Origin of the sequence: Stenotrophomonas maltophilia, from assembly GCF_039555535.1 — a bacterium.
GTDB lineage: Bacteria > Pseudomonadota > Gammaproteobacteria > Xanthomonadales > Xanthomonadaceae > Stenotrophomonas > Stenotrophomonas maltophilia_Q.
Map to the genome: position 1 here is coordinate 1,263,164 of NZ_CP154630.1, position 23,396 is coordinate 1,286,559.

Genomic DNA, 23,396 nt, shown 5'->3' on the forward strand with positions numbered 1-23,396 from the left:
GGAGCGCACGATGATGACCAGGCCGCTGCTGATCGTGGCCGGCGTACTGGCCGCTGCACCAGCCCTCGCACAGGACGCTGCCGATCCTGCACGCGATCCGAAGAAGACCGAGGTATGGACCCCTGTGCCCGCGGTCGTGGCGACGCCCCCGGGCAGGGCACCATCCGACGCGATCGTGCTGTTCGATGGCAAGGATGCCTCCGCATGGGAGGCGGAGCAGGGTGGGCGTGTGCCCTGGAAGATCGCGGACGGCGCGATGACCGTGGTGCCGGGCAGCAAGGGCATCCGCACCCGGCAACGCTTCTGCGATGTCCAGCTGCATGTCGAATGGCTTACACCCACCGAAACAAAGGGTTTCGACGGCCAGAACCGGGGCAACAGCGGCATCTTCCTGCAGGAACTCTACGAGCTGCAGGTGCTCGACAGTTACAACAACCCCACCTATGCCAACGGCCAGGCCGGCTCCATCTACAAGCAGGCCATGCCGCTGGTGAACGCCTCGCGCGCGCCGGGCCAGTGGCAGGCCTACGACATCATCTGGAAGGCACCGCGCTTCTCGCCAGGCGGCGGGCTTGTCTCGCCTGCGCGCATCACGGTGCTGCACAACGGCGTGCTGGTGCAGGATGACACCGTGCTGGCGGGGAAGACCGAGTACATCGGCGCACCGTCGTACTCACCCCACGCGTGTGCGCCGCTCTATCTGCAGGAGCATGATTCCAGGGTCAGCTACCGCAACATCTGGGTGCGGGAACTCTGATCCCACCTGGCTACTTCGCCAGGTAACTGGCGATGTCGTCGATTTCCTGCTGCGAAAGCTGGGGAAAGGGCGGCATCAGTCCGCCGCCCTTCCTGATCTTGTCCTTGATCTGCGCGGGATCCAACCGCTTGCTGACGTCGGTAAGCGCCGGGAACGCACCCGGCATGCCGGCGCGATCAGCGCCGTGGCAGGCCATGCAGTTCGCGCTGTAGAGCTTGGCGCCGGCGGCAGGATCGTCCTTGCACCAGGCAGTGGTGGCAAGCGTCGCGCCACAGAGCATCACAGCCAGTTTCAGCATCGTCTTCAAGCGGGGCTCCTTCGCGGGCTAGCGTTGTGCGCTGGCGTGCGGGCTGACGGTCAGGTGTTCACGCAGGTAGTCCGCACCGGTCTGGATCACCTTGGCCGGATCACGCGGTTGGTCGTGTTCGAGGATGTACCAGTGCACGCCCGCGGCGGCCGCGGCTGGCAGGATCGCGTTCCAGTCCAGCACGCCCTGGCCGACGGCGGCGAATCCACCTTCGTCCTGGGCCTGGCCCTTGGGCGCATTGTCCTTGGCGTGCACCGCGAACAGGCGGTCACGGAACTTGCCCAGCATCACCGCCGGGTCGTGTCCGGAGCGCGCCACCCAGGCCAGGTCCAGTTCGGTCTGCAGGTCGGGGCCGGCAGCAGCGAACAGCAGTTCCAGGCCGGTCCTTCCGTTGAAGTCGACCAGCTCGAAGTCGTGGTTGTGGTAGGCCAGGCGCATGCCCTTGGCCCGAACCTGTTTGGAAAGCCGGCCCAGCTCCTGGCCCAGTGCGGTCCAGCCTGCGGCATCGGTGGGCCGGTCCTTCGCGTCCAGGTAGGGCACCACCAGCGTGGCGTTGCCGATCGATCGGTTGAAGGCCACCACGCCGTCCAGGTCTCTGCGCAGCTCGGCCAGCGCAACGTGCGAGGAGATCGCCCTGATCGAATACCTGTCCAGCAACTGCTTGAGTTCGCTGGCGCTGACGCCCTGGGTCCCCACCGTTTCCACCGCGTGCACGCCCGCGTCGCGAACGATCTTCAACTGCTGGTCGAGCGATCCGGCATTGCGCAGTGAGTACATCTGCACTGCGATGGGCTTCTGCGCGGCGACGGCTTCGCTGGCGAGGCCGGGCAGTGCCGTGAGCAGCAGGAGTGCGAGGGCTGCGGCTCTGCGGACAGGGGTTTTCATCAGGCGTTCCTCCCGGGATTCAATCGATGGTGGTCCAGGCACGCGTCCTGGCCGATGCGATGACGCGGTCGACGATCCGTGCCGAGCGCACGCCGTCGTTGAAAGTGGGCAGGCCCTCGGGCCGTTCGCCGTCGATGGCGCGATAGCTGTCGGCAATGAACGCCTCGAAGCACTGGCCGTAGCCCTGCGCGTGACCGGCCGGCAGCACCGACAGCCGCCGTTGTTCGACACCGCCTGCACCAGGACCGCGCACGAAGATCTCCTCGCGCTGGCCAGGTCTTCCGATCCACAGCCGCTCGGCATCCTCCTGGTTGAAGGCCACGCTGGCCCTGGCACCGTCGATCTCGAACCAGAGGCGGTTGTGGCGTCCTGCGGAGACCTGGCTGACCGTCAATGACGCCAGTGTGCCGGCACCGGTCCTGAACATCGCCGCGGCCACGTCTTCGCTGGTGACCGTCTGCATCGCGTCGCTGGCTGTGGGCGTGCTGAAGCTCTGACCGGTGATGGCGCCGCGTTCGGCGATCACCGTCTCGAACGCCGCGTTGACCTCGGCGAAGCGCTCGCCGCTGATCCATTCCACCAGGTCGCACCAGTGCGAGCCGATGTCGGCGAACACGCGCGACGTACCGCCCAGTGCCGGATCCACGCGCCAGTTGTTGCTGGCCGGGTCCAGCAGCCAGTCCTGCAGGTAGCTCCCGTGGATCAGGTGCAGAGGCCCCAGCTCGCCGTGTGCGATGCGTGCGCGCGCCTCGCGCACCACCGGGTGGTAGCGGTAGACGAAGGGGACCGTGGCCACAAGGCCGCGCGAGGCCGCCAGCGCAGCCAACGCCTGTGCATCTTCCAGCGAGGTGGCCAGCGGCTTCTCGCAGATGACGTGCTTGCCGGCTTCCAATGCGGCCTGTGCCATCGGCCGGTGCAGATGATTGGGCGTACAGACGTGCACGACCTGCACCTGCGGATCGGCGATGACCTCGTCGATGTCCCGATAGGCGCGCGGGACATTCCAGGACTGCGCGACCTCATGTGCACGCTGCGCGGACGAGGCGGCCACGCCGCGGATCTGCGCACCGGCCAACAGCGCCGCGCGACGATGCACGGCGCCAATCATACCGGTGCCGACGATGGCGATTCCAAGCGTCGCCATCTACTGGATTCCTCGGGACGCAGACGGTGCCGCTGCGACCAGCGGCCGGTCGCGGAACAGCAGCAGGAAGGCGATCAGCACGACCAGCGCGACACCGGCCGGGAACAGCCAGATCTGTTGCCAGTCAGGTCCCGCCGCCGTGGTGAAGTGCTCCACCACCGCACCGGACAGGAAGGTGCCGATCAGCATGCCCACGCCATAGGTCGCCAGGGTGATGAAGCCCTGCGCGCTGCTGCGCGCGTCGGGGCCGGCATGCGCATCGGTGTAGATCTGGCCGGTGACGAAGAAGAAGTCGTAGCAGATGCCGTGCAGCACGATGCCGATCACCAGCAGCGAGAAGCCGCTACCGGCATCACCGAAGGCGAACAGGGCATAGCGCAGCACCCACGCAGCCATGCCCACCGCCAGCATCGTCTTCACCCCCAGCCGCACGAACAGGAATGGCATCGCCAGCATCAGCAGCACTTCGGACACCTGGCCCAGCGACTGCAGGCCCGCAGCGCCGCGCACGCCCAGGTCATTGAGGTACGGGTTGGTGAAGTTGTAGTAGAACGACAGCGGGATGCAGATGGCGATGGAGGCCAGGAAGAACACCAGGTACGCGCGCGACTTCAGCAACCGCAGCGAATCCAGCCCCAGAATCTGCCCGAGGCCGGCATCGCGCTGCTTCGCCAGCGGCGGCGTGTGCGGCAGGGTGAACGCGTACAGCCCCAGCACCAGTGATGCCACCGCCGCCATCTGGAAGGTGAGTTCGAGCCGATGCGCCTGTTCCCAGCCCAGCCAGCCGATCAGCACACCGGCCACGATCCAGCCGACGCTGCCGGCCACGCGCACCAGCGGGAACTGCTTCTCCGGCGACTGCATGTGCCGCATTGCCACGCTGTTGGCCAGCGCCAGCGTCGGCATGAACAGCAGCATGTAGCCCATCACGCAGGCGGAGAACGTGCTGAAGCTGTCCGCTGTGGAGGCCATCCAAAGCAGTACTGCGCCGGCCAGGTGCAGGACCGCAAGGATGCGCTGCGCGGCGAAGTAGCGATCGGCAATCAGGCCAACCAGGAAGGGTGCGACGATGGCGCCGATGGACTGGCTGAGGAAGGCCGTCGCCACCTGGCTGGCGCTGGCCTGCAGCGGGCCCTGCACCAGGTAGGTGCCCAAGGTCACGAACCACGCTCCCCAGATGAAGAACTGCAGAAACATCATCGCGCCCAAGCGCGACATGGCGTGCGTCATGGCTTGCCCTCCCGGGGCGGTATCGGCTCAGAGTCCCAGCATGCGGTGCAGTGATGCAGCGTCGGTGCCGCTGTCGGCAAAGTCGTCGAAGGCGCGTTCGGTCACGCGGATGATGTGGTCGCGGATGAAGGCCGCGCCCTCGCGTGCGCCGTCCTCCGGGTGTTTCAGGCAGCACTCCCATTCCAGTACCGCCCAGCCGGGGAAGTCGTACTGCGCGAACTTCGAGAAGATCGACTTGAAGTCGATCTGGCCGTCGCCGAGTGAGCGGAACCTGCCCGGGCGATCGATCCAGTCCTGGTAGCCGCCATACACGCCACTGCTGGCGCTGGCGCGGTACTCCGCGTCCTTGACGTGGAAGATGCCGATGCGCGCGTGGTAGCGGTCGATGAAACCGAGGTAATCCATCTGCTGCAGCAGCAGGTGGCTGGGGTCGTACAGGATCTTCGCGCGCGGATGATGGTCGACCACGTCGAGGAAGCGCTCGAAGGTCGCGCCGTCGTGCAGGTCCTCGCCGGGGTGGATCTCGAAGCACAGGTCCACGCCGGAGTCATCGAAGGCATCGAGGATCGGGCGCCAGCGCCGGCCGAGTTCGGCGAAGGCCTCTTCCACCAGGCCGGGCGGGCGCTGCGGCCAGGGATAGAAGTACGGCCAGGCCAGTGCGCCGGAGAAGGTCGCGTGTGCGGTCAGTCCCAGCCTCTGGCTGGCCTTGGCTGCCAGCAGCAGCTGCTCCACTGCCCAGGCTTGGCGCGCGGCCGGGTCGCCGCGCTTGTCCGGCGGTGCGAATCCGTCGAACAGGCTGTCATAGGCGGGATGGACGGCGACCAGCTGCCCCTGCAGGTGGGTGGACAGTTCGGTGATCTGCACACCCTGCCCGGCCAGCATGCCGGCAAGGTCGTCGCAGTACGCCTGGCTGCGTGCGGCCTCGGCCAGGTCGAACAGGTGGGGCGCGCTGGTCGGCACTTGTACGCCAGAATAGCCCAGGCCCGCGGCCCAGCCGGCCAGCGTGTCCAGCCGATCAAAAGGAGCTGTGTCGCCGATGAACTGCGCCAGGAACAGCGCTGGACCCTTGAGCGTCTTCAACGTGATTCGCCCTCGATGCAATCGATTGCATTATCCTAGCAGGGGCTTACGCAGGACCTGTTGTGCACTGCACAGCGGGCAGGAGAACTAACGCCATGGCCACCATCTACGACATTGCAAAGCACGTCGGCGTCTCTGCCGGCACCGTGTCACGTGCACTTTCGCGGCCGGACAAGGTGCTGCCGGCGACGCGCGCACGCATCGAGCAGGCCGCCGCAGCGCTGGGCTACGTGCCCAATACGGTCGCGCGCACGCTCAAGACCCAGCGCAGCGGCAAGATCCTGGTCACGGTGCCGGATATCGCCAACCCGTTCTTCGCCCAGATCCTGCAGGGGGCGGAAGACGCCGCACAGGCTGTCGGCTATGCGGTGCTGCTGGGCGATACCCAGGACCAACCCGACCGCGAGGAGCGCTACGCGCAGATGCTCCGGCGCAACGAGGCCGACGGCATGATCGTGCTCGGCCATCGCCTGCCACCGACGGCGCGCGAGATTGTCCAGCAGAGGGGAGCTGCTGCGCCGGTGGTCAACGGATGCGAGTTCGACCCCGCGCTGGGCCTGCCCAGTGTGCACATCGACAATGTGGCCGCTGCACGCGCCGTCATGGAGCACTTGTACGCACTGGGCCATGAACGGATCGCCGTGGTCGGCGGGCCGCCGGACAATCCCCTGCACCAGCAACGCCTGGAAGGGGTGCGGGCGGCCGGCAAGGCGCGCGGACGCCTGCGCCAGCTGAGCGTGGTGCCGGGCGATTTCTCGGTGGAATCCGGGCATGCCGCGGCCGTGGCGCTGCTGGTCGATGCGTCGGCGCCGACCGCAGTCTTCTGCTTCAGCGACCAGATGGCGCTGGGTGCGCTGGCGGCCTGCCGCGATCGGGGCATCCGCGTGCCGGACGAGTTGTCCATCGTCGGTTTCGATGACCTGGCGTCTTCGCGTTACCTCACGCCGCCGCTGACGACCATCCGGCAGCCGATGCGGGAGATCGGCGCGCGCGCGGTCAACCTGCTGCTCGCCATCATCGAACAGGTGGACGTTCCGCTTCAACAGACGCTGGATTTCAGCCTGATGGTGCGGGGATCGACGGCGGCGCCTGGGCCCAGGTGAGGCCAGGGACGCTGCAGGTTCGAGTCCTTGATCCCGAATTGACGTAAAGCTGTCAGACTCACGACAGGCAGCCCGGCAGGGGCCGGGGTGGAACGTGCGATCGCGCAGGGGGGTCGGCAATGCCGTTCTTGACTGACTCGACGGAGGTCGCGGTCGAAGGCGTCGGCGCGGCACGGCGCATCGGCTGGATGCGCTTCGTGGGCAATGGCCTGGGCGCGATCCCCATCGCCTCGATCATGCTGGAGCGCCAGGATGGCGCGCTGCCCTGGGTCCTGCTGCTGCTCAATGCGCTGGCATGGCCTGCGCTGGCGCTGGTGCTGACCCAACGCTCGCGCAAGCCGGCTGCGGTCCAGTTCCGTTGCATGGTGGCCGATTCCTTGTTCGGCGGCGGCTGGATCGCGTTCATGGCCCTGAGCGCCGTACCCAGCGCGTTGTTCGCCGCACTGCTGGTGGCCGACAAGATCGCGGCCGGCGGCGTGCGCCTGGCGATGCGGGCCACGCTGGCGCTGGTGGTGGGCTTCGCGCTCACCTGGTGGGCGCTCGGGTTTCCTTACCAACCCGTGTCGTCGCAACGCACGATCGTGCTCAGCGTGCCGTTCCTGTTCGTCTATGGCATCGGGCTCAGCATCCTCAGCTGGCAGCTGGCGCGTCGGGTGAAGTCGCAGAACCGCCAGTTGAAGCGGCTGAGCCGGATGGACCCGCTGGTGGAGCTGGCCAACCGCGGCTTCCTGATCGTCCGTGCGCAGCAGGCCCTGGACAAGGCGCAGGGGCAGGGTGGTTTCGCCTGCCTGCTGATGCTTGATGTGGATGACTTCAAGCGCATCAATGACTCGCATGGTCATCGTGCCGGGGACGAAGTGCTGCGCCATATCGCCTCCACCTTGCGCGCCTTCGCCCGGCCCGGCGACACCCCGGCGCGACTGGGCGGCGATGAGTTCGTCGTGCTGCTGCACGACTGCGCGCCCGTGGATGCGATGCACGTAGCCGAGCGGGTCCGCCTGCACCTGCTGGAAGCGGCGCGGCAGGCTACGCCAGGGGTGGAGTTCAGCGTGAGCATCGGCATTGCCGCCACCCCGCGTGGTGGCAGCGTGGAGGACTGGCTGGCCTTGGCCGACCGCGCGCTCTACCACGCCAAGCGGCAGGGCAAGAACACCGCCAGCTACGGCGAGTGAAGATGACGAGTCGAGGCCGCAGGCGCCTGCACGCGCTGCCAGACAGCCGTTCATCCTGCGCGCGGAATCGTCGCCGCCAATCCTCTACCATGGGCGACCCCGCCCGGACGTGCCCCCATGCAAGACGCCCTCGTTGCCCAGTCCAAGCCCCCTGTTCCGAGGATCGCGGCCTGGTTGATGATGCTGCTGGGCATGTGGCTGGCGCTGAAGCTGGGCCTGGTGGTGACCCTGCTGTCGGGCCTGCTGGTGTTCCAGCTGACCCACGTGCTGGCGTCCACGGTGGAGGGCAAGCTGCCGCCGGGACGTGCGCGGGCGATCGCGGTCATCGTGCTGTCGGCGGTGATCATCAGTGCGCTGGTGATGGCCGGCATCGGCGTCGCCTCGTTCTTCCGTACCGAGACCGGTGGCCCGGATGCACTGCTGGGGCATCTGATGGATATCCTCAACAGCTCGCGTCATCAGGTGCCGGCGCTGCTGCAGCCCTACATTCCCGAGGACATGCCCGCGCTGCGCACGGCGCTGAACGACTGGGCGGCAGAGCACCAGCGCCAGCTGGGCGTGGCCGGTACCTCGGCGGTGCAGATTGGCGTACGGGTACTGATCGGCATGGTGCTGGGCGCGATGATCGCGCTGTACGACGAACTGCCGCTGCCACAGATGGGACCGCTGGCGCAGGAGCTGATCGGCCGCACCAGCCGCCTGGCCACCGCGTTCCGCCAGGTGGTGTTCGCACAGGTGAAGATCTCGCTGCTCAACACCGTGTTCACGGCGATCTTCCTGCTGGGCGTGCTGCCGCTGTTCGGCGTGCACCTGCCGCTGTCCAAGACGCTGGTGCTGATCACCTTCATTGCCGGCCTGCTGCCGGTGGTGGGCAACATCATTTCCAACACCATCATCACCATCGTCGCGCTGTCGGTCTCGTTCTACGTGGCCGTGGCCGCGCTGCTGTACCTGATCGTGATCCACAAGCTGGAATACTTCCTCAATGCACGCATCGTCGGCGGGGAAATCCAGGCCCGTGCCTGGGAGCTGCTGCTGGCCATGCTGGTGATGGAAGCGGCGTTTGGCCTGCCCGGCCTGGTGGCGGCGCCGGTATTCTATGCCTACGTGAAGCGCGAGCTGGTCGACCAGCGCTGGATCTGACGCGGCCTGATGTGACATTCCCGCTACGATGAGGCGGGCCCTCCCGTCTTGTCGGCGCGTTCGCGGTCGATGTGCCATATCCATCGCAACGGTTCGCACGGCGCTGGCTTGGCGCTGCCGGGACCGGTCGTTACAGTGAACTGCACGTCAGGGGAAAATTCGCATGGCCGGCAAGGCATCGCCCATCGGGTTGCGGACCTGGGTCTGGATCCTGACCGGGCTGTTCGTGGTCTGCACCTTGCCCTTGATGGCCATTGCCCTGGTGCAGGGCACGCTGCGCTACAGCGGTGCCGAGGACAACCTGGCCAGCCTGCGCCAGCTGCGACAGACCTTCGATCTGGCCAACTTGGTGTCGGCCGAGCGCGGCCCGGCCAACAGCCTGCTCGGCGCCGACCCCCACGATGCTGCCGAGCAGGCGCGGCTTGGCGCCCAGCTGGCAGCGGCGCGCAGACGCGTGGATGCCGCGATGCTGCAGCTGGACACGGTGTTCAAGGCTGGCCCGGGCGTGGTCGACGAGCAGGGGTTGCTGGCCGACGCACGACGCCGGTTGCACTCGGCACGTGCCGCTGTCGACCGGGTTGTGGCACGGCCGCATGATGCGCGCCAGGTGGAAGAGGTGGAGCGTGCGATCAACAGCATGTTCGCCGTGGTCGATCGCCTGCATCGGCTCACCTCGGCGCAGATCAATGTGCTGGTCAGCGCCGATCGCGAAGCGGCGATTCCGGCGATGCAGGGCCAGGTACTGATCGACCTGCGCGAACACGGTGGCCGCTTGGCCTCGAACGTGATGGCACCGGTTGCGGTTCCCGGGGCGTGGCGTGACGAGCAGGTGCGGGCCGCATCGCAGACGGAGGGACGCCTGCTGGAGCTCTGGCGCTTGGCGGGCAGCCATGAGTCGGTGTTCCGGAGTGACCCGGCGCTGTCCTGGCACTGGGACATGGCGCGCCGCCAGTTCTTCGGCGAATCGCTGCCGATGATCGAGCAACTGATCGAAGACGGTCGCCGCGGCCTGCCGCCGCCATGGACCGCCGCGGAGTTCACCCAGCGCTACGTGCCGACCCTGCAGTCGCTGGAAGCATTGCGCGATGGCTACCTGAGCGTGTCCATCGCCCGCTTCGAACGCACCCGCAACCGTGAAGCGACGCGCCTGGTAGTGCTGGTGGCGACGGTGCTGGGTACGCTGCTGGTGCTGGGCGTGGCCCTGCGCATTGCCCACCGGCAGATCCTGCGGCCGCTGCTGCAGGCGCAGAAGCAGGTGATCCAGCTCGCCACGGATGCACCTGGCCCGGAGCAGCATGTCACCCATCCGCTGGCCGAGATGCAGCGCCTGTTCGACGCCATCGAAGTACTGCGTGAGAAATCGCGCGAGCGCTCGGCACTGACCAGCGAGCTGCGCCAGCTCGCCGGCACCGACGAGCTGACCGGACTGTTGAACAGGCGCGCGCTGGATGAGGTGGTGCAGCAGAGACACGCCGGAGGCGATGCAAGCGCCGTGGTGATCCTGCTGGATGTGGATCGCTTCAAGGCGATCAACGATGGCCATGGCCATGAAGCCGGCGACGAAGTGCTGGTGCAGGTGGCGCAGTTGCTGCAGCACCACCTGCGCCGCAGCGACAGCATCGCCCGCTATGGTGGTGAGGAGTTCCTGGTGCTGCTGGCCGACGGTGATCTGGCCGGTGGCCGCCAGCTGGCCGAGTCATTGCGATTGGCCCTGCAGCAGATGGACTTCGCGCTGGCCGGTGGCACCGTGCTGCGGGTGACCGCCAGTTTCGGCGTGGCCGAGGGCGGCACCGACGCGCTGGGCTGGCGCACCCTGCTGCGTGCCGCCGATGCGGCCATGTACCGGGCCAAGGCGCAGGGGCGCGATCGGGTACGGGTCGCGGGTGGCGGTCGCATCACGCGCTGATGGCACGCGTCAGCCAATGCGTGCATGCACCCGTCGCAGCGTCTGCAGGATCGCCCGGCGCGCGATGGGGCGTGCAGCTGCTGCAAACGCAGGTGGGGTGGTGAGCAGCGCGTCACGCACGCGCCACGCGCCCTATCTCGCTTTCTGTGAAGAAGCCGACATTGACCTTCCACGCTTCGGTCACCACTCTGCGCAGACGCTGGGATTTAACTTGATGAAGGACGACACCATGACCCAGCTCACACTGCCCGAACTGGCCAAGAAGATGGCCGACATCGATTTCACCATGCTGCAGACCCGCGCCGGCGGAGAAATTGCCGGTCGTCCGATGAGCAACAACGGTGACGTGGACTACGACGGTGACAGCTGGTTCTTCACCACAGAAGACACCGACATGGTGCACGAGATTGAGGCTGACCCCGCCGTTGCGCTGGGTTTTTCCGGCAGCAGGTCACTGCTGGGCAAGCCGCCGTTGTTCGTGCACGTGCAGGGAAGGGCGGCGCTGGTTCGCGATCGCGCTGTGATGCGCGCGCACTGGGTGAAGGATCTTGAGCGCTGGTTCGAGCAGGGCGTGGATACACCGGGGCTGGTACTGATTCACGTGCGCGCCAGCCGCATCCACTATTGGGATGGCGAGGACCAGGGTGAAATGGCAGTCTGACCCGGCAGCGGGAGGCTGGTGGCCATCGCGGCCATTGCGCGGCGCGCCAGGCCTTTGCCATCCTCCCTGCTGTTTTCCGTAGCGTGGAATCCCGATGCGTCCTGCGTTCTTCTGGCTGGCTTTGGCCCTGCTGCCCACCCTGGCGGTGGCGCAACCCGCGCGTACGCCCAAGGCCAAGGCCCCGGCGCAGGATCCCTTCAGCGAGCTGTTCGACACCGCCTGCATGCAGCACATCGGTGCCCCGGCGCGGTTGCAGTCGCTGATGGAATCCAATGGGCTGTCGCCGCTGCAGCCCGCCGAAGCCGCCACGCTGTTGCAGGGGCAATCGGGCGTGGCGTGGATGGTGCCGCTGGCCAGTGGCCGTTATGCGGTCAGTTGGGCCGATGATGGCACCTGCACGGTCTACGCCGAAAAGGCCGATGCGGCGGTGGTGCAGAAGGGCTTCGCGCGGCTCGTGCAGGCAGCGCCGAAGCCGTTGCAGGTGCGGTCGCTGCCGGGACGTGGGCCGCTGTCGGCCGATCAGGTAGCCATCCAGTACGGCTGGGCCACGCCGGGGCAGGGCAAGCTGCAGGTGCGCTTCCGCCTGGTCACGCGGCAGGCCGCCGATGCGGGCGTGCAGGCGATGGCCTCGGCGACGCCAGGTGAAGCGATGCTGGAGCAGGGCGCACCCGGGTCCTGACAGGAACCGCGCCTGCGATTCAGCCTTTCACGCGGGATGTGGTATATCGTTTATCGATAAATCCACTCCGGGGCGGCGAGGCCACCCCAATGCCGGAGGCCGCTTGACCGCTCGTCCCGCCCGCGCCAGACCCGCGCGAGGCTTGTTCACCCTGGCCCAGGCCGCCGTACAGGCCGTCCGGGCGATGTGCTGGCTGGGCATCCTGGCCGCACTGCTGGCGGTGCCGCTGGTGGCCCACGACCGCCGCTGGCTGCTCGACAGCGTGCACGACAGCGCCGCCGCCGCCGCGCACGGCAACGACCTGTTCCTGCACTTCTGCCTCGGCCTGGGCGCGATCGTCGCGCTGCTGGTGCTGTGCCTGCTGTTCCTGCGCCATCTGCTGCGGCTGCTGAAGTCGGCGGAGCGCGAGCGGCCGTTCACCCACGCCAACGCGCAGCGCCTGCAACGCATGGCGTGGTTGATGCTGGCGATGGAGCTGCTGTCGATCCTGATCGGCGCTTACGCGGCCTGGATGGGGCCCGACTTCAGCTGGATGGAGGTGGGCGGCGGCATGTCGATCACCGGCCTGGTGGCGGTGCTGATGCTGTTCGTGCTGGCGCGCGTGTTCGCCGTGGGCGCAGCGATGCGCGATGACCTCGATGGTGTCATCTGATGGCGATTGTCATCACCCTGGACCGCATGCTGCAGGAACGGGGCATGACCCTGTCCGAGCTGGCCGGGCGCATCGACATCACCCTGGCCAACCTGTCGATCCTGAAAACCGGCAAGGCGCGTGCCATCCGCTTTTCCACCCTGGATGCGATCTGCCGTGAGCTGCAGTGCACGCCCGGTGATCTGCTCGGGCATGACCCGACGCAGGCGCAGGACGCTGACTGAGTGCTTTCCCTTTTTCCCTACCTACTGACGAAACGGACCTGAAATGGAATGGTTGGCTGACCCCTCGATATGGATGGGCCTTGCAACCCTGGTCGTGCTGGAGATCGTTCTCGGCATCGACAACCTGGTGTTCATCGCGATCCTTGCCGACAAGCTTCCGCCGCACCAGCGTGACCGCGCGCGGGTGATCGGCCTGGCGCTGGCCCTGCTGATGCGGCTGGTGCTGCTGGCCGCGCTGGCCTGGATCATGAAGCTGACCGAGCCGCTGTTGACGCTGTTCGACCACAGTTTCTCCGGACGCGACCTGATCCTGCTGGGTGGCGGCCTGTTCCTGCTGTTCAAGGGCACCATGGAACTGCATGAGCGGCTGGAAGGCCGCCAGCACGAGGACAATGGCAAGAAGGTCTACGCCAGCTTCGCGATGGTCGTGGCACAGATCGTGGTACTCGACGCGGTGTTCTCGCTGGACTCGGTGATCACTGCGGTCGGCATGGTCGACAACCTGGGCGTGATGTACGCCGCGGTGACCATCGCGATGGCATTGATGCTGGTGGCCAGCAAGCCGCTGACCCGCTTCGTCAACAAGCATCCCACGGTGGTGGTGCTGTGCCTGGGCTTCCTCCTGATGATCGGTTTCAGCCTGGTGGCCGAGGGCCTGGGCTACAAGATCCCGAAGGGCTACCTGTACGCGGCCATCGCCTTCTCGATCCTGGTCGAGGCATTCAACCAGTGGGTACGTTTCAACCGCGAGCGCAACGAGCGCCGCCAGCCGTTCCGCCAACGTACTGCGGATGCGGTGCTGCGCATGCTGGGCGCGCGCCCGACCAATGGCCACGACGACGAAAGTGCTGACGAACACGTCGATGCCGAAGAGCGCCTGCAGCCGGCCGAGCACGAGATGATCCGCAGCGTGCTGGGGCTGGCGGATCGCCCGGTGTCGAGCGTGATGACCGTGCGCGCCGACGTGCAGTGGATCGACCTGGCGCGTGGACAGGACGACGTGGTGGCACGCCTGGTGGCATCGCCGCACACCCGCCTGCTGGTCGGCGATGGTGATCTGGACAGCCTGTGCGGTGTGGTGCAAAGCCGCGACCTGCTGGCCGACCTGCTGCAGGGCAAGCCGCTGCAGCTGGAAGGCAACCTGCGTGAGCCGCAGTACGTGCTGTCCAGCGCCAGTGCGCTGCAGGCGCTGGAACTGATCCGCCAGCACCCGGTGCCGTTGGCGGTGGCGGTGGACGAGTACGGCAGCGTGGAAGGCCTGGTGACGGCCAACGACCTGCTGGCGGCGATTGCTGGTGATCTGGTCGATACCCAGGACGAGCGCTATGGCGTGGTCGCGCAGGGGGAAGGCCAGTGGGAGGCCGATGGTGCCTTGACCCTGGACGACCTGCAGCGACTGGCCGGCGTGTCGCTGCCGCGCAGTACCGACTACATGACCATCTCCGGCCTGGTGCTGGAACAGTTGGGTCGCCTGCCGGACATCGGTGATGCGGTGGACGTGGCCGGCGTGCGCATCACCGTGCTGGCGATGGAAAAGCGCCGCATCGCCCGCCTGCGGTTGGAGCGCCTCGACCAGCCGTTGTAGAGCCGAGCCCATGCTCGGCTCCGCGGATGCAGCCGGGCATGCGCTCGGCTCTACATTCAAAGCAGCGCAGCATGGCTCGGCTCTACACAACACGGCCCGCAACCGTCACCATGGCGGGCCCGCTTTCCTTCCCGGATGGTTGCAGTGCTGAGTACGATCGGTTTGTTGATGGGCCTTTATGTGGCCTGGCGCCTGTTCTGGCCGCTGCGCATGCCCATCTGGATGAAAGTCGTGCTGTCACTGCTGTTGGTGGGCGTTGCCGTGCAGCTGCGCATCGTCGCCATGTTCTGGGGCACGATGGCCTCGCCCGAGATTCCGAAACTGGCCATCGCCACGCTGGCCACCGGCTCCACGGCGGTGTTGCTGCTGGCGTTGCTGATGCTGGCGCTGGACGTGAGCCTGCTTGCTTCCCGCCTGCTGCGCTGGCCACGCGCGGTAGCCGCATTGCGCACGCGGAGTCTGCGACCGGCGGCCGGCTTGCTGGCCCTGCTGGTCAGTGGTTATGGCATCAGCCATGGCATGGCGGTGCCCCAGCCTCGGCAGATCGACGTGGCGATCAAGGATCTGCCGGCCGCGTTCGACGGCTATCGCGTGCTGCAGCTGACCGACATCCACGCCAGCCGCCTGCTGACCGGTGACTGGGTGCGCAGGGTGGTGGACCAGAGCAACGCACTGACGCCGGACCTGATCGTGATCACCGGCGACCTGATCGACGGCAGTGTCGAGGCCCGCCGTGACGACGCGCGTCCACTCGTGGACCTGCGGGCGCCGGACGGCGTCGTCGCCATCACCGGCAACCACGAGTATTACGCGCAGTACCAGGCGTGGATGCAGGCGTTTCGCGCGCTGCACATGCAGGTGCTGGAGAACAGCCACATGCAGGTGCGGCGTGGCGATGCGGCGCTGACCATCGCCGGTGTCACCGACCCGGTGGCGGCACGCTACGGCCTGCCGCTGCCGGATATGGACGCTGCATTGGCTGGCGCCGATCCCTCCGCGCCGGTGATCCTGCTCGATCATCGCCCACGCAATGCGCGTGAGGCCGCTGCGCGCGGTGTGAAGCTGCAGTTGTCCGGGCATACCCACGGCGGCCAGATCATCGGCATGGACCAGCTGGTGAAGCGGGCCAACGGTGGCTATGTCTCCGGGCGTTACGAGGTGGACGGGATGACCCTGTACGTGAGCAATGGCGCTGGCCTGTGGGCCGGATTCCCGGCACGCATCGGCGTGCCTTCGGAAATCACCCTGATCACCCTGCGCCGCGCCCCGTGATCTGAAGTGGGGTCAGATCCCTTTCCGCGAGGAATTCGCTGTCTATCGTGCTGGGATCCCTCTGTAGAGCCGAGCCCATGCTCGGCTGAACCAGAGGCAGCCAAGCATGGGTTCGGCTCTACAGGTAACCGCCTCCTCAAGAACTCCGCAGCGGCGGCCGCGCATGCGCATTGCGCCGCAGCGACTGCGCCCGCTTGGCGATCGCGCGCACCACGACAGCGGTGAAGAGCAACGCGGAGGGCACCGCGTACCCGAAGTTGCCGGGCACGCGCTTGAAGTACGAATAGGTGAACACTGCGGCGATGATCCACATGCCGGTCACGTGCAGGCGACGCCACGCGGTGGGGCCCATGCGGCGGGCGATGCCACGATGCGAGGTGATGGCCAGGGCGAGGATGGCTACATAGCCGATCGTGCCCGGCAGGTTGGCCAGGGCCGAGCGCGCCGGCCAGAACGCGGGGTTGAGGATGCCGAAGGCGGTGATCGCCACCGCATGCAGCAGGTGCGAGAACGCGAACGACAGGCCGACGATGCGACGCTCGCGCAACAGGAAGCGGGTGACCGGGCCGGGCAGCAGGCTGGCGAACGAGGAGGCGGTGAAGGCGGCCAGGAACAGCAGGAACGATGTGCGTGCCGTCACCCGGATCGCCGTGCGGCTGCCCTCGACCACGTCGGGCTGCAGGGTGAATGCCGCCAGTGCGAATGCGATCAGGACCACGGCGATGGCCACGAACAGGCGCCAGCCGTGCAGGAAGGAGGTATTGGAAACAGCCATGATCAGACCTCGAAGAATGGAGATGGGGGGGCACTGGCCTCTGGCCGGCCAAGGAGTGGGTAGTGCCGGCCGCTGGCCGGCACCTTCAACAGTCGCTAGGCACCACCAGCACGCCGGCCGCGCACAGCTCGCCCAGCAGCGGAATGCAGGCTGTGCGCAGTTCGTCGGCGGCCACGCCATGCAGATCGGCCAGTACCTGCAGCGCGTCTTCCGCACGGGCGCCGTCATCGCCGAACGCCGACAGCAGCGCATATGCCAGCGGTGAAAGTTCCTGCACCTGCAGGCTGAAGTCACCCAGGCGTCGCAGCAGCAGCAACGTCGGCATCGCGGTAGGCGCGCCGTTCTGGCCGGCGTCCTCATGCACAGGCCACTGGTAGCCCAGCACCCGCACCAGTGGAGACAGCGCCAGCACGCTGCCTGCCTGTGGCGCATGCAATGGCTGCTGGCCGGTGTCCCGCGCTTCAATGTGCAGTGCCTGCTGCGTGCTTTCGTAATGCGCCAGTTCCGCCACCCAGCCCGGCAGCGCGAGGTCTGCCTGCACGCCCAGCCACGCGGCGAATTCGCCGGCGATCTGCGGGAACAGTGGGGTATGGCAGGCATGCCGCGCGTAGTAGTGCTCCACGGTGTCGCGCCAGCAGGCATCACCCAGTTGCGCCTGCAGGCGCGGCAGGCTGCCTGCCAGCAGGCTGTCCAGGCTGTCGATGCAGAGGCGGCGGTAGACCGCCATCCGCCGTGCATCGATGCCCTCAGGCGCGGGCATCGATGGGTCGCGTACATGGTCGGCCCAGCGCTGCTGCAGGGTGGCCAGCGGCTCAGCCATGGGCCACCTCGGGCAGCAGCACATCGGCCTGCGCGTGGCGGATCTGCTCGACCTCGGCCAGCAGCTCGGCCAAAGGCGGGAAGTTGAAATCGCGCTCCAGCAGGGTGGGGTGGACGCCGACACGTGCATAGGCCTCACGCAGCAGCGCCCAGACCACGCCTTTCACTGGCGCACCGTGGGTATCGATCTTGAAGCCATCGTCCTCGTCGAAGTGGCCGGCCACGTGCAGCGAGGCGACGCGATGCGCCGGCACGCGGGCCAGGAAATCGAAGGCGTCGTAACCGTTGTTGCAGGCGTTGACGAAGACGTTGTTGACGTCCAGCAGCAGGTCGCAGTCGGCTTCGGCGAGTACGGCGTTGATGAAGTCGATCTCGCTCATGTCCGCACCGGCAACGGCGTAGTAGGAGATGTTCTCCACGGCGATGCGTCGGCCCAGCATGTCCTGCACCTGGCGGATGCGAGCGGCAACATGGTGCACGGCCTCGGTGGTGAACGGCAACGGCAGCAGGTCATAGACATGGCCACCGGCGGCGCAGTAGCTCAGGTGTTCGCTGTACAGCTGCACCTGGTGCAGATCGAGGAAGGCGCGCGTCTGTCCCAGCAGCGTGCGATCCAGCGGATCCGGACCGCCCAGCGACAGCGACAGGCCGTGGCAGGTCAGGCGATGGCGCTCACTCAACTGGCGCAGCGCCGCGCCGTGGGCACCGCCAACCCCGATCCAGTTGTCCGGCGACACTTCGAGGAAGTCGATGGCATTGGCCGGCATCGCCAGCAGTTCATCGATCAGGCCACGGCGCAGGCCGAGACCAGCGCTGGCGGAAGACAGGGGCAGGGACATGCGACGGTACTCCAGGGCAGTGGCGCCGCCGCAAGGGCGGCGCCGGGTGGGGAACGATCAGTCGTTGACGCGGGAGAACAGGCCCTTCGGCATCGGCTTGCCGTTGGCGGTGTAGACACTGCGCAGGTAGTCGTGCGCTTCCTGTTCGCTGATGTAGCCGTCGTGGTCGGTGTCGATGCGGTCGAATTCGGCGGCGCGCTTGGCCGCCACGGCGTTGAACTCGGCACGCGAGACCCGGCCGTCGTGGTCTCGGTCGGTGCGGGCAAACGAGGCGTCGCCGCACTTGCCTTCGCCACACTGGCCTTCGACCACCTTGGCCTTGCCGGCAGGCTTGCCGGTGGCAGCCTTGTTGGCGCCGCACTTGCCTTCACCACACTTGCCTTCGGCGGCGGCGCTCATCGCCACGGCACCGATGGCCATTGGCTGGATCGCGGCGGCCTGGCCAGCCAGCAGCAGGCCACCGGCCAGGGCGATGCCGATGGCGCCGATGCGCGGCAGACGGGAAGCAGCGGTGTTCTTGGTCGAGACGGACATGATGATGACTCCTTGGGATTGGCACGCAGGGCGTGCGGGATGGACGCCGCCTGAAGGCGACGGAAACGAAGGGAAGAAGCGCGGGAAGGGGCGATGCGGATCAGGCGTTGCGGCGACGGCGCAGTACGTAGCCCAACAGCAGGGCGCCGCCGAGCAGCGCGCCACCGAAGCCGACGCCGGGCAGCAGCGCGGCGACCGGCAGCAGCAGGGCGATCAGGCTCACGCCCCAGCCGAGACCGTCGTTGCCCGCCGTGGGGCGCTGCGGGCCGGCCAGCAGGTGGTCCAGGCTGAGCGCACCGCCGCCGTTGAGGATCAGTGGGAGCAGCATGGCCAGGAAGAGCAGCGGCAGCTTGAAGTTGCCGTAGCCCTGGTCGGTGATCGCATAGCCCTGCCAGAGTTCGCCCAGGCCGTTCCACTGGTCGGGCCAGTGCACAGCGGCGATGGCAACAAGGGTCAGCACCCAGAAGATGTAGGCCACCGAGCGCGTGGCCAGGCCCAGCAGCAGCATTACAGCGCCCACCAGTTCCAGCCAGGTGGCCAGCTGCCAGTTGAGTGACGCAGGCAGGGTGGAGAACGGGAACGGGAAACGCCCTTCCAGGTCGGCGAACCAGTTCTGGCCGGCCAGCTTCTCGCGGCCGGATTCAAAGAACTCCCAAGCCAGCAGGATGCGCAGCGCCAATGGCGAGAGCCAGCGGCCGACGGCGTCCAGGCGGGGGGTAACGACGGAAGAGGCAGTGCTGATCATGGTGGTGTCCTGCGGGCCAGTGGTCGATGGAGGCCATTTCAGTCGGCGCAGGTATCGGCAACGTGTGCCGTTGCCCGGGGTTTTGTCAGCGACTGTGGCCGCGGCCCGGGTTTCGTACAGTCGGATACAAAGACGATGCGTGGATGCACATCGGGGCGTTGCGCGCACGCGTGCGGGGAGCCTGATCCACCCGGTAGCACCCAGCAAGGACCGGCGCGCGAATGTATCCCACTGTAGAAACCCGCCTGCGCCCTACAGTCCGGTACAACTCCGCGCCGTGGAGAAACAGCGCCGATACACCGGCAGATGGAAATGGCCACTCCCAACACCGGAGTGCCACCCATGATCCGTACCTCGTTGCTTGCCGCTGCTCTCGCCCTTGCCGGCGCCGCCGCCCCCGCCTTCGCTACCCAGGCCGATACCGCTGCACCGCCCACCGTCATCCTGGTGCACGGCGCCTTCGCCGATGGCTCCAGCTGGAGCAAGGTCATCAGTACCCTGCATGACTGGAAGCTGCCGGCGGTGGCCGTACAGAATCCACTCACCTCGTTGGCCGACGATGTCGCCGCCACCCGCCGCGCGATTGCCGCCGCGCCCGGCAAGGTGGTGCTGGTCGGCCACAGCTGGGGTGGCACGGTCATCACCGAAGCGGGCAATGACCCGAAGGTGCAGGCGCTGGTGTACGTGGCGGCCTTCGCGCCGGATGCAGGGCAGTCTTCGGCGCAACAGGGCGAAGGTTTCCCGGTCGGTCCGGGCTTGGCGCGACTGCAGGAAAGGGATGGCTACCTGACCTTGCCGGCGGATGCCATCGCCCAGGACTTCGCGCCGGACGTGATGAAAAAATCGGCCGCATTGCTGTACAGCACGCAGGTCCCGTTGAAGGCCAGTGCACTGGGCGAGGCGGTGAACGTTGCGGCGTGGCGCAGCAAGCCGAGCTGGTACGTGCTCAGCCGCGATGACCGCATGCTGTCGCCACAGCTGCAGGCCGCGACCGCACGTCGCATCGGTGCACAGCTGCAATCGATCGGCAGCAGCCATGTGTCGCTGCTTTCGCATCCGGCGCAGGTGGCCGACAGCATTCTGGAAGCGGCAGGGGTGAAGCCGGCGGAACTGCCGCTGGCCGAGCAGGGTGGCTGAGCGATGGCCGCACTGCGAGGGTACGCATTGCCGCTGTTGTTGGGCCTGCTGGGCGGAGCGGCGCTGTTGCTGGCATGGCCCGGCGCGGATGCCGGTGCGCAGCCGCTCGCTGCAGCACCGATGGCGGGGTTCGACGGTGGCGGACCCTGGCACAACAGCCCACCGCTCACACTGAAGCAGTTGCAGGGGCAGGTGGTGCTGGTCGAGTTCTGGACCTACACCTGCAGCAACTGCCTCAACGTGGCGCCCTACGTCCACCAGTGGCATACGCGATACGCGCCGCAGGGCCTGAAGGTGATCGGCGTGCACACGCCGGAATTTGCCTATGAAGGGCTGCCCAGCAACGTGCGCAGGGCCATCACACGGTTGGATATCACCTGGCCGGTGGTGCAGGACAACCAGTACCGGATCTGGAATGCCTGGGGCAACCGCTTCTGGCCGGCGCTGTACCTGCTCGACCGGCAGGGGCGGGTGGTCTACCGCCATTACGGCGAGGGCGACTACGCACGTACCGAAAGCGAGATCCAGCGCCTGCTGCCCAGCCCCTGAGCCGCGCTACCATGGCCGCGCAGCGCGGCCCTGACCGCCGTCTTCATCGAGAACGCAATGAACCACGTACCGCACATCCTGGTCGTCGACGATGACAGCGAGATCCGCCAGATGCTGGCCGACTACCTGCAACGCAGCGGCCTGCGTGTCAGCCAGGCCGATGGCGGCCGTGCGATGCGCGCGCTGATGGATACCCACGCGGTGGATCTGGTGGTGCTGGACGTGATGATGCCCGGCGAGGACGGGCTGAGCCTGTGCCGCAACCTGCGTGCCGGCAAGCATCGCGCGGTGCCGGTGGTGCTGCTGACCGCCCGCGACGATGAAACCGACCGCATCATCGGCCTTGAAATGGGCGCCGATGACTACGTGACCAAGCCGTTCTCCTCACGCGAACTACTGGCGCGCATCAATGCGGTGATCCGACGCACGCAGATGCTGCCGCCGAACCTGCAGGTGAGCGAAGCCGGCCGCCAGTTGGCCTTCGGCGACTGGCGCCTGGATACCACCGCCCGCCACCTGCTGGATGCGCAGGACACCGCCTATCCGCTCAGCGGTGCGGAATTCCGCCTGCTGCGCGTGTTTCTCGACCACGCCAACCGCGTGCTCAGCCGCGACCAGCTGCTCAGCCTTACCCAGGGCCGTGATGCAGAACTGTTCGATCGTTCCATCGATCTGCTGGTCAGCCGCGTGCGCCAGCGCCTGGGCGATGACGCGCGTGAGCCCACCTACATCAAGACCGTGCGCAGCGAAGGCTACGTGTTCAGCGTGCCGGTGCAGTTGCTGGGGCCGGACGAATGAATATCACCGCACGCCGCCCACGCTGGCCGCGCACGCTGTCGGCGCGGCTGCTGCTGGTGCTGCTGGGCGGACTGGCGCTGGCCCACGCACTGTCGTTCGGCCTGCTGTTCTTCGAACGCGACCAGTCCACCCGCAGCATGATGCTGCGCAACCTCGACGAGGATGTGGCCGTGAGCGTCGCGTTGCTGGAACACCTGCCCGCAGACCAGCGCGCGGCCTGGGTGCCGCGGCTGGAGCGGCGCACCTACCGTTACCTGCTGCGCCCGGTTGCGGCCGGACCCGGGCTGCAGACCGATCGCGCACGCCAGGTCACCACGGTCATCGATGACAGCCTGCAGCACCGCTATCCGTTGCAGGCGCGCCAGGTGGCTCGCCTGCCGGAGCGGTTCGAGGTGGAACTGCGCCTGCACGACGGCACCCCCGTGACCATTGAAGTCACGCCGTCGGGGCTGCCGCTGGCGCGTTGGTTGCCCGCCGTGCTGCTGGTGCAGCTGGCGCTGCTGCTGGTGTGCGCGTGGCTGGCGGTGCGCCTGGCCATGCGGCCGCTGCAGCAGCTCTCGCATGCGGTGGAGCATCTGCAGCCGGGCAAGGACGGGCCGGCACTGCCTGAAGATGGCCCTGCGGAAGTGGGCGGCGCGGCGGCCGCGCTCAACGCACTGCAGGCACGCATTCGTGGCCATGTCAGTGAGCGCCTGCAGATCCTGGCCGCGATCTCGCATGACCTGCAGACCCCCATCACGCGCATGAAGCTGCGGGTGGAGGCCCTGCCTGAAGACAGCACCCAGCAGCGGCTGCTGGCCGACCTCGACCACCTGGGGCAACTGGTGCGTGAGGGCGTGGCCTATGCGCGCAGCAGCCACGTCGCCAGTGGCGAGCCAGTGGCGATGGACCTGGGCGCATTCCTGGCCAGTGTGGTCGGCGACTACGAGGACATGGGCAAGCCGGTCAGTGGCGGTGCGCCCGCTGGACTGGTCGTGCAGACCTGGCCGCAGCCGCTGCGACGGGTGGTCGGCAATCTGGTCGACAACGCACTCCGCTACGCCGGTGCCGCCGAGATCGAGGCCGGCCGTGATGACGCCGGCAGAGTGTGGATCTGCATTTCCGACCGTGGCCCTGGCATTCCCGAGGACCAGCTGCAGGCAGTGCTGGCGCCGTTCCACCGGCTGGAAAGCTCACGCAATCGCGATACCGGCGGCACTGGCTTGGGCCTGGCCATCGCGGTGCAGCTGGCGCAGTCGCTGGGCGGCTCGCTGCGGTTGCACAACCGCGAGGGTGGCGGCCTGCGGGCGGAGCTGCAGCTGCCGGGGTAACTGGCGGGACCAGAGCATCCACACATAACGCGGATCCATGGCAATCCTGCACGGCTCCGGGATCGGCGATCATCTGCAGGGAGTGTCGAA

Annotated in this window: 25 protein-coding genes; 15 read left to right on the forward strand and 10 right to left on the reverse strand. The window is 67.3% G+C overall.

What is annotated here, in order from left to right; genetic code table 11:
- Positions 1-13 precede the first annotated feature (13 nt).
- Entirely contained in the window at positions 14-757 is a 744-nt protein-coding gene (locus AASM09_RS05850) for a 3-keto-disaccharide hydrolase (RefSeq protein ID WP_370671852.1), read from the forward strand.
- Between the two features lie 10 nt (positions 758-767).
- Here the strand turns inward: AASM09_RS05850 and AASM09_RS05855 are convergent, their stop codons facing one another.
- Genes AASM09_RS05855 through AASM09_RS05875 form a run of 5 tightly spaced genes read right to left on the reverse strand, consistent with a single transcriptional unit; the run spans position 768 to position 5,403 of the window.
- Entirely contained in the window at positions 768-1,055 is a 288-nt protein-coding gene (locus AASM09_RS05855) for a c-type cytochrome (RefSeq protein WP_049430054.1), read from the reverse strand.
- Between the two features lie 27 nt (positions 1,056-1,082).
- Positions 1,083-1,949 carry a sugar phosphate isomerase/epimerase family protein gene (locus AASM09_RS05860; protein WP_049430022.1) on the reverse strand — a complete coding sequence of 289 codons (867 nt, stop codon included), beginning with the start codon at positions 1,947-1,949 and terminating at the stop codon, positions 1,083-1,085.
- A 19-nt stretch (positions 1,950-1,968) separates the two neighbouring features.
- Entirely contained in the window at positions 1,969-3,093 is a 1,125-nt protein-coding gene (locus AASM09_RS05865; RefSeq protein ID WP_049430021.1) for a Gfo/Idh/MocA family protein, read from the reverse strand.
- Positions 3,094-4,323 (reverse strand): nucleoside permease, encoded by a 1,230-nt coding sequence (locus AASM09_RS05870; protein ID WP_100443778.1) that lies wholly within the window; start codon positions 4,321-4,323, stop codon positions 3,094-3,096.
- 27 nt (positions 4,324-4,350) lie between these two features.
- Entirely contained in the window at positions 4,351-5,403 is a 1,053-nt protein-coding gene (locus tag AASM09_RS05875; protein ID WP_100443779.1) for a sugar phosphate isomerase/epimerase family protein, read from the reverse strand.
- A gap of 95 nt (positions 5,404-5,498) precedes the next feature.
- Here AASM09_RS05875 and AASM09_RS05880 point away from each other — a divergent pair, with 95 nt between their 5' ends.
- The 10 genes from AASM09_RS05880 (at position 5,499) to AASM09_RS05925 (ending at position 15,800) form a co-directional block, all read left to right on the forward strand.
- Positions 5,499-6,506, forward strand: a complete 1,008-nt coding sequence (locus AASM09_RS05880; RefSeq protein WP_049430019.1) for a LacI family DNA-binding transcriptional regulator — start codon at positions 5,499-5,501, stop codon at positions 6,504-6,506.
- A gap of 119 nt (positions 6,507-6,625) precedes the next feature.
- Positions 6,626-7,678, forward strand: a complete 1,053-nt coding sequence (locus AASM09_RS05885) for a sensor domain-containing diguanylate cyclase (protein ID WP_049430018.1) — start codon at positions 6,626-6,628, stop codon at positions 7,676-7,678.
- 117 nt (positions 7,679-7,795) lie between these two features.
- Positions 7,796-8,821 (forward strand): AI-2E family transporter, encoded by a 1,026-nt coding sequence (locus tag AASM09_RS05890; protein WP_049430017.1) that lies wholly within the window; start codon positions 7,796-7,798, stop codon positions 8,819-8,821.
- Between the two features lie 163 nt (positions 8,822-8,984).
- Positions 8,985-10,727, forward strand: coding sequence for a GGDEF domain-containing protein (locus AASM09_RS05895; protein ID WP_049430016.1), 1,743 nt, complete (start codon positions 8,985-8,987; stop codon positions 10,725-10,727).
- A gap of 229 nt (positions 10,728-10,956) precedes the next feature.
- The gene (locus AASM09_RS05900; RefSeq protein WP_180849188.1) at positions 10,957-11,388 is read left to right on the forward strand and encodes a pyridoxamine 5'-phosphate oxidase family protein; all 432 of its coding nucleotides are present in this window, start codon (positions 10,957-10,959) and stop codon (positions 11,386-11,388) included.
- 94 nt (positions 11,389-11,482) lie between these two features.
- Positions 11,483-12,067 carry an NMCC_0638 family (lipo)protein gene (locus tag AASM09_RS05905; protein ID WP_049430014.1) on the forward strand — a complete coding sequence of 195 codons (585 nt, stop codon included), beginning with the start codon at positions 11,483-11,485 and terminating at the stop codon, positions 12,065-12,067.
- A gap of 184 nt (positions 12,068-12,251) precedes the next feature.
- Positions 12,252-12,719, forward strand: coding sequence for a DUF2975 domain-containing protein (locus AASM09_RS05910; RefSeq protein WP_049430053.1), 468 nt, complete (start codon positions 12,252-12,254; stop codon positions 12,717-12,719).
- Positions 12,719-12,943 carry a helix-turn-helix domain-containing protein gene (locus AASM09_RS05915; protein WP_010483459.1) on the forward strand — a complete coding sequence of 75 codons (225 nt, stop codon included), beginning with the start codon at positions 12,719-12,721 and terminating at the stop codon, positions 12,941-12,943. The genes AASM09_RS05910 and AASM09_RS05915 overlap by 1 nt, the downstream gene beginning before the upstream one ends.
- Before the next feature lie 43 nt (positions 12,944-12,986).
- Entirely contained in the window at positions 12,987-14,528 is a 1,542-nt protein-coding gene (locus AASM09_RS05920) for a TerC family protein (RefSeq protein ID WP_049430013.1), read from the forward strand.
- 135 nt (positions 14,529-14,663) lie between these two features.
- Entirely contained in the window at positions 14,664-15,800 is a 1,137-nt protein-coding gene (locus tag AASM09_RS05925; RefSeq protein WP_049430012.1) for a metallophosphoesterase, read from the forward strand.
- A 136-nt stretch (positions 15,801-15,936) separates the two neighbouring features.
- On the opposite strand, the gene AASM09_RS05930 is transcribed toward AASM09_RS05925, so the two are convergent.
- The 5 genes from AASM09_RS05930 to AASM09_RS05950 all read right to left on the reverse strand — a co-directional run bounded on the left by AASM09_RS05930 (position 15,937) and on the right by AASM09_RS05950 (position 19,512).
- Complete coding sequence (locus AASM09_RS05930; protein WP_049430011.1) at positions 15,937-16,575, reverse strand: ferric reductase-like transmembrane domain-containing protein; 639 nt, start codon at positions 16,573-16,575, stop codon at positions 15,937-15,939.
- 85 nt (positions 16,576-16,660) lie between these two features.
- On the reverse strand, positions 16,661-17,395 hold the full coding sequence (locus AASM09_RS05935; RefSeq protein WP_049430010.1) for an HvfC family RiPP maturation protein: 735 nt from the start codon (positions 17,393-17,395) through the stop codon (positions 16,661-16,663).
- Positions 17,388-18,233: an HvfB family MNIO-type RiPP peptide maturase gene (locus AASM09_RS05940; RefSeq protein ID WP_049430009.1), complete on the reverse strand. Its 846-nt coding sequence runs from the start codon at positions 18,231-18,233 to the stop codon at positions 17,388-17,390. Before AASM09_RS05940 ends, AASM09_RS05935 begins: the two co-directional genes overlap by 8 nt.
- Positions 18,234-18,290: 57 nt before the next feature.
- The gene (locus AASM09_RS05945) at positions 18,291-18,767 is read right to left on the reverse strand and encodes an HvfA family oxazolone/thioamide-modified RiPP metallophore (protein ID WP_049430008.1); all 477 of its coding nucleotides are present in this window, start codon (positions 18,765-18,767) and stop codon (positions 18,291-18,293) included.
- Between the two features lie 100 nt (positions 18,768-18,867).
- The gene (locus tag AASM09_RS05950; RefSeq protein ID WP_049430007.1) at positions 18,868-19,512 is read right to left on the reverse strand and encodes an HvfX family Cu-binding RiPP maturation protein; all 645 of its coding nucleotides are present in this window, start codon (positions 19,510-19,512) and stop codon (positions 18,868-18,870) included.
- A gap of 342 nt (positions 19,513-19,854) precedes the next feature.
- On the opposite strand from AASM09_RS05950, the gene AASM09_RS05955 reads away from it, so the two are divergent.
- The 4 genes from AASM09_RS05955 to AASM09_RS05970 are packed head-to-tail and all read left to right on the forward strand — an operon-like array spanning position 19,855 to position 23,306.
- On the forward strand, positions 19,855-20,649 hold the full coding sequence (locus tag AASM09_RS05955) for an alpha/beta fold hydrolase (RefSeq protein ID WP_049430006.1): 795 nt from the start codon (positions 19,855-19,857) through the stop codon (positions 20,647-20,649).
- Positions 20,650-20,652: 3 nt separating this feature from the next.
- Entirely contained in the window at positions 20,653-21,198 is a 546-nt protein-coding gene (locus AASM09_RS05960) for a redoxin family protein (protein WP_049430005.1), read from the forward strand.
- Between the two features lie 57 nt (positions 21,199-21,255).
- Positions 21,256-21,996 carry a response regulator gene (locus AASM09_RS05965; RefSeq protein ID WP_049430004.1) on the forward strand — a complete coding sequence of 247 codons (741 nt, stop codon included), beginning with the start codon at positions 21,256-21,258 and terminating at the stop codon, positions 21,994-21,996.
- Complete coding sequence (locus AASM09_RS05970; RefSeq protein WP_049430003.1) at positions 21,993-23,306, forward strand: sensor histidine kinase; 1,314 nt, start codon at positions 21,993-21,995, stop codon at positions 23,304-23,306. Before AASM09_RS05965 ends, AASM09_RS05970 begins: the two co-directional genes overlap by 4 nt.
- Positions 23,307-23,396 lie beyond the last annotated feature (90 nt).